Source organism: Hyphomonas sp. UBA3601 (assembly GCF_002375605.1).
Classification (GTDB): Bacteria; Pseudomonadota; Alphaproteobacteria; order Caulobacterales; family Hyphomonadaceae; genus Hyphomonas.
In genome coordinates this window covers 3,675-7,963 of the sequence record NZ_DFME01000063.1, presented here as the reverse complement: position 1 = coordinate 7,963, position 4,289 = coordinate 3,675, and the positions used below count along the sequence as shown (strand labels likewise).

Genomic DNA, 4,289 nt, shown 5'->3' with positions numbered 1-4,289 from the left:
AATCCTGACATCATCGGTCGTGAGAAAATCCTGCGCGTTCATATGCGCAATGTACCCTTGGCCAAGGATGTCGAGGCGCGGACGATTGCGCGCGGCACGCCGGGCTTTTCCGGGGCAGACCTTGCCAACCTCGTGAACGAGGCGGCCCTGCTGGCGGCGCGTCGCGGCAAGCGGGTTGTCGCCATGCAGGAATTCGAGGATGCCAAGGACAAGGTCCTGATGGGACCAGAGCGTCGCTCCATGGTGATGTCCGAAAAGGAAAAAGAACTGACAGCCTGGCACGAAGCTGGTCATGCCGTCGTGGCGCTGAAAGTGCCGGCTGCAGATCCCGTCCACAAAGCCACGATCATTCCGCGGGGCCGTGCGCTGGGCATGGTCATGCAGTTGCCGGAAGACGACAAGCTGTCCATGTCCAAGATCGAGATGACTTCGCGTCTCGCGATCATGATGGGCGGGCGCGTGGCCGAAGAGCTGAAATTCGGCGAAGACAATGTCACCGCTGGTGCAGCCTCTGACATTCAGCAGGCGACACGCCTTGCACGCGCCATGGTCACCCGCTGGGGCTTTGCCGACGCGGTCGGCCCAGTTGATTATGGCGATGACCAGGGCGACGTTTTCCTCGGCCAGCAGCTGATGCAATCCTCGCATGTCTCGGAAGAGACCTCGCGGAAGATCGAGGAAGAAGTACGTACGCTGATCCAGACCGGCATGGATGATGCTCGCCGGATCATGACCGAGTGCCGGAAGGATTGGGAGGCGATTGCAACCGGTCTCCTGGAATATGAAACCCTGACGGGTGACGAGATTTCGGCTTTGCTCAAAGGCAATCCACCATCGCGTCCTGATCTGGGCGATGATGACACGACGCCGGGCTCGGCGGTGCCGGTGATTGGCAAACGCCGCAAGCCCAAGGGCGATGGCGGCCTTGGCGATCCGGAGCCTAATCCGGCCTGATCGCTGGGGTCCCAGCAAAAAGTTTGAAAAGCGCGGTCAGTTCGGCCGCGCTTTTTTTGCTTTTATACAATGGCTTGCCTTTCGCCTGCTGAACACTACCGTTATCCAACGAGTCAGGAACGTTCTTCTTGTCGACGGGTTCTGCCATTGCGCACCCCTCTTCGCGGGCCTTGCGCGACGAGAAACAAAGCGGAGGCTGGCAGGCTTCATGTGCAATGCGCCCCTTCACGTGTCGCTCGACACCGGACACGAAATCCTGTTGAGGCCCGTCGGCCTGGATGACGAGCCACGCTTCCAGCAAATATTCCGATCCATGTCGCCGGAGTCGCGCTATTTGCGCTTTTTCAGCGGCGCCAATCCTGTGCCCGATGCGGTTGTCCACAGTCTCGCAAATGCGGATGGCAAGGCTCATATTGCATGGGGCATTCTCGACGCCAGCGAAGACGACACACCACTCATGGCAGCGGCCCATGCCATTCGCGCAGAGCCGGACAGCAAGCGTGCCGAACTCGCGCTTGGTGTACTGGACCAGTACCAGGCGCATGGCCTGTCCCGCCTATTGATTGCGTCGGTGGCGCTATCCTGCCGCGCGCAGGGCATCACCACGCTGGAGGCTGAAACCCTGCCAGAAAATCGAAAGGCCAACAGCCTCTTCAAGGCGCTCGGGGGCAAGGTAATTCGACCGTTGCCGCCGACGACGGTGTGGGAGTTCGAAGTGGATGACCTGATCGACCAGCTCAAGCATATGGAAAAGCCGGAAGGCTTGCGAGCTGTTTTCAGCACAAACGGGTAAGTGCTTGCCTCACAGATAGTTCATGGCAAGTTCGAGGGCCCGGCAGACGATGTAGATGACGAGGGCGAAAATCCAACGCCAGGCACCGACTGTTTGGGTCAGGTATTGAAGACTGTCGACACGGTCCCAAAATACATGACCATCTTCGCTCAGCGTTCGGGCGCATATGATATGGGTGATCAGGCTGATCAATGGAATACCGAGCCCCATGCCGGCAAGCATCGCCAGGGCTGAACGCTTCAGGCTGGACCGGAAGGACAGCCGGCTTCCAATAATGTTCCGTATTCTGATGCCCATCAGGGCCTTGCCGGGCGTATTTCCCAATTGGGAAACGCAGAATGCCTCAAGCACAGTGAAGGTCAGTGCGTGAAGCACGAGAAAGACGCCCACGAAGATATAGCCGTCGAAGAAAGCCTCATCCATCGGCCATGCCAGCAGGGTCGCCACAAAGCCGTAGATGAAGATAAGCCCCATCATGATCGCGAAAGAGGGGATCAGGCAGAGGTAGAAATCGATCCATTTGGCCAGGAAGCGAGCCCAGATGCGGGGTTTGTGCTCGGCTGCCAGGTCAATGCGGGGGCGCTCACCCTCCGGCGCCTCGCCAAAGACATCAATGTCAGGTGAAGTCGACATATAAAAAAGCCCCCATCCGGATCAACCCGGGATGGAGGCTAATTTGGATTCGCGGATCAGGAAACCCGTTCGACCATCATGTGCTTGATCTTGGCAATCGCCTTGGCCGGATTCAGGCCTTTCGGGCAGACCTGTGCACAGTTCATGATCGTGTGGCAACGATACAGCTTGAACGGGTCCTCAAGGTCGTCGAGGCGCTCGCCGGTTGCTTCATCGCGGCTGTCGATCAGCCAGCGATAGGCCTGTAGCAGGGCCGCTGGCCCCAGATACTTGTCGCCATTCCACCAGTAGGACGGGCAGGAGGTCGTGCAGGAGGCACAAAGGATACATTCGTAAAGGCCGTTCAGCTCTTCACGGTCTTCCTCGGACTGCTTCCATTCCTTTTCGGGGTCTGGCGTAACCGTCTTCAGGTATGGCTGCACATAGGCATGCTGGGCATAGAAGCTGGTCAGGTCCGGGATCAGGTCTTTCACCACCGGCTGCGAGGGCAGGGGCGCAATCGTGATGACGCCGCCCGGCAGTTCGTCGAAGCCCTTGGTGCAGGCAATCGTGTTCTGGCCGGCAATGTTCATGGCGCAGGAGCCGCAGACGCCTTCACGGCAGGAGCGGCGGAAGGCCAGCGTCGGGTCGACATTGTTCTTGATGTAGAACAACACGTCCAGGATCATCGTGCCGGCGCGATCCATGTCCACCCAATAGGTGTCCCAGCGTGGATTACCGCCCTCTTCCGGGCTGTAGCGATAGATCCGGAACTGGCGGAGATTGGTCGCGCCTTGCGGCTTCGGCCAGGTCTTGCCCTTTTTGGGCGCGGAGCCTTTGGGGAGAGTAAGTTGAACCATGTCGTGCTCGCCTTGATGTCCTAGTAAACCCGGGCCTTGGGCTCGATGTAGCTGATTTCGTTTGAAAGCGTGTAATTGTGCACTTCGCGATAGTCGATCGTGACCTTGCCGGCCTCATCGCACCAAGCCAGCGTGTGTTTCATCCACGTTTCGTCGTTGCGCTCCGAGAAGTCTTCGCGAGCGTGCGCGCCGCGGCTTTCCTGACGGTTGGCTGCAGAGTTCACGGTGACAGCAGCCTGCGCGATCAAATTGTCGAACTCGAGGGCTTCAACAAGATCCGTATTCCAGACCATGCCGCGGTCCTTCACGTCGATCCCGGGCGCTTTCTTGTAGACTTCCTCGATGGCATCGACGCCGTCCTTCAGGACATCGCCGGTGCGGAAGACAGCACAATTGTTCTGCATGCCCTTTTGCATTTCGAGGCGGAGGGCTGCGACGGGTTGGTCGCCCGTTGCGTTGCGCAGGCGGTCAAGGCGCGCGAGGTGGCTGTCGGTTGCGCCCTTCGGCAATTCCGGCTGGGTTGCGCCCGCTTCCGTGGTGGCGCCACAGCGCTGGCCCGCAGCGCGGCCGAACACGACAAGGTCGATCAGCGAGTTGGAGCCGAGGCGGTTGGCGCCGTGCACGGAGACACAGGCCGCTTCGCCGACGGCCATCAGGCCAGGCACAACCGAATCCGGGTCGCCATTCTTCTTGGTCAGTACTTCGCCGTGATAATTGGTCGGGATGCCGCCCATATTGTAGTGAACGGTCGGAAGCACCGGGATCGGCTCTTTCGTGACGTCCACGCCAGCAAAGATTTTCGCCGTCTCGGAGATGCCCGGCAGGCGGGCCGCCAGGACTTCCGCGCCGAGATGCTCGAGATGGAGGTGGATATGATCCTTCTCCGCACCGACACCGCGGCCTTCGCGGATTTCCATGGTCATGGCACGGGAGACCACGTCGCGAGACGCGAGGTCTTTTGCTGACGGAGCATAGCGCTCCATGAAGCGCTCACCTTCGGAATTGGTCAGGTAACCGCCTTCGCCGCGCGAGCCTTCAGTGATCAGGCAGCCGGAGCCGTAGATACCGGT

5 protein-coding genes and 1 pseudogene are annotated in these 4,289 nt (G+C 59.7%); 2 read left to right on the top strand and 4 right to left on the bottom strand.

Annotated features, from left to right (window positions below; genetic code table 11):
* Nucleotides 1–954: pseudogene (locus B4F73_RS06840) on the top strand (cell division protein FtsH); the annotation flags it as partial.
* On the opposite strand, the gene B4F73_RS06835 reads toward B4F73_RS06840, so the two are convergent.
* Entirely contained in the window at nucleotides 941–1,102 is a 162-nt protein-coding gene (locus B4F73_RS06835; RefSeq protein WP_290480140.1) for a hypothetical protein, read from the bottom strand. The pseudogene B4F73_RS06840 and the gene B4F73_RS06835 overlap by 14 nt on opposite strands.
* Nucleotides 1,103–1,162: 60 nt before the next feature.
* On the opposite strand from B4F73_RS06835, the gene B4F73_RS06830 reads away from it, so the two are divergent.
* Nucleotides 1,163–1,747 carry a GNAT family N-acetyltransferase gene (locus B4F73_RS06830; RefSeq protein ID WP_290480139.1) on the top strand — a complete coding sequence of 195 codons (585 nt, stop codon included), beginning with the start codon at nucleotides 1,163–1,165 and terminating at the stop codon, nucleotides 1,745–1,747.
* Between the two features lie 9 nt (nucleotides 1,748–1,756).
* On the opposite strand, the gene B4F73_RS06825 is transcribed toward B4F73_RS06830, so the two are convergent.
* The 3 genes from B4F73_RS06825 to B4F73_RS06815 form a co-directional block, all read right to left on the bottom strand.
* The gene (locus B4F73_RS06825) at nucleotides 1,757–2,380 is read right to left on the bottom strand and encodes an RDD family protein (RefSeq protein WP_290480138.1); all 624 of its coding nucleotides are present in this window, start codon (nucleotides 2,378–2,380) and stop codon (nucleotides 1,757–1,759) included.
* A 56-nt stretch (nucleotides 2,381–2,436) separates the two neighbouring features.
* Nucleotides 2,437–3,219: a succinate dehydrogenase iron-sulfur subunit gene (locus B4F73_RS06820; RefSeq protein ID WP_034814804.1), complete on the bottom strand. Its 783-nt coding sequence runs from the start codon at nucleotides 3,217–3,219 to the stop codon at nucleotides 2,437–2,439.
* 20 nt (nucleotides 3,220–3,239) lie between these two features.
* On the bottom strand, nucleotides 3,240–4,289 hold a 1,050-nt coding region (locus B4F73_RS06815), incomplete at its 5' end, for an FAD-binding protein (protein WP_290482834.1).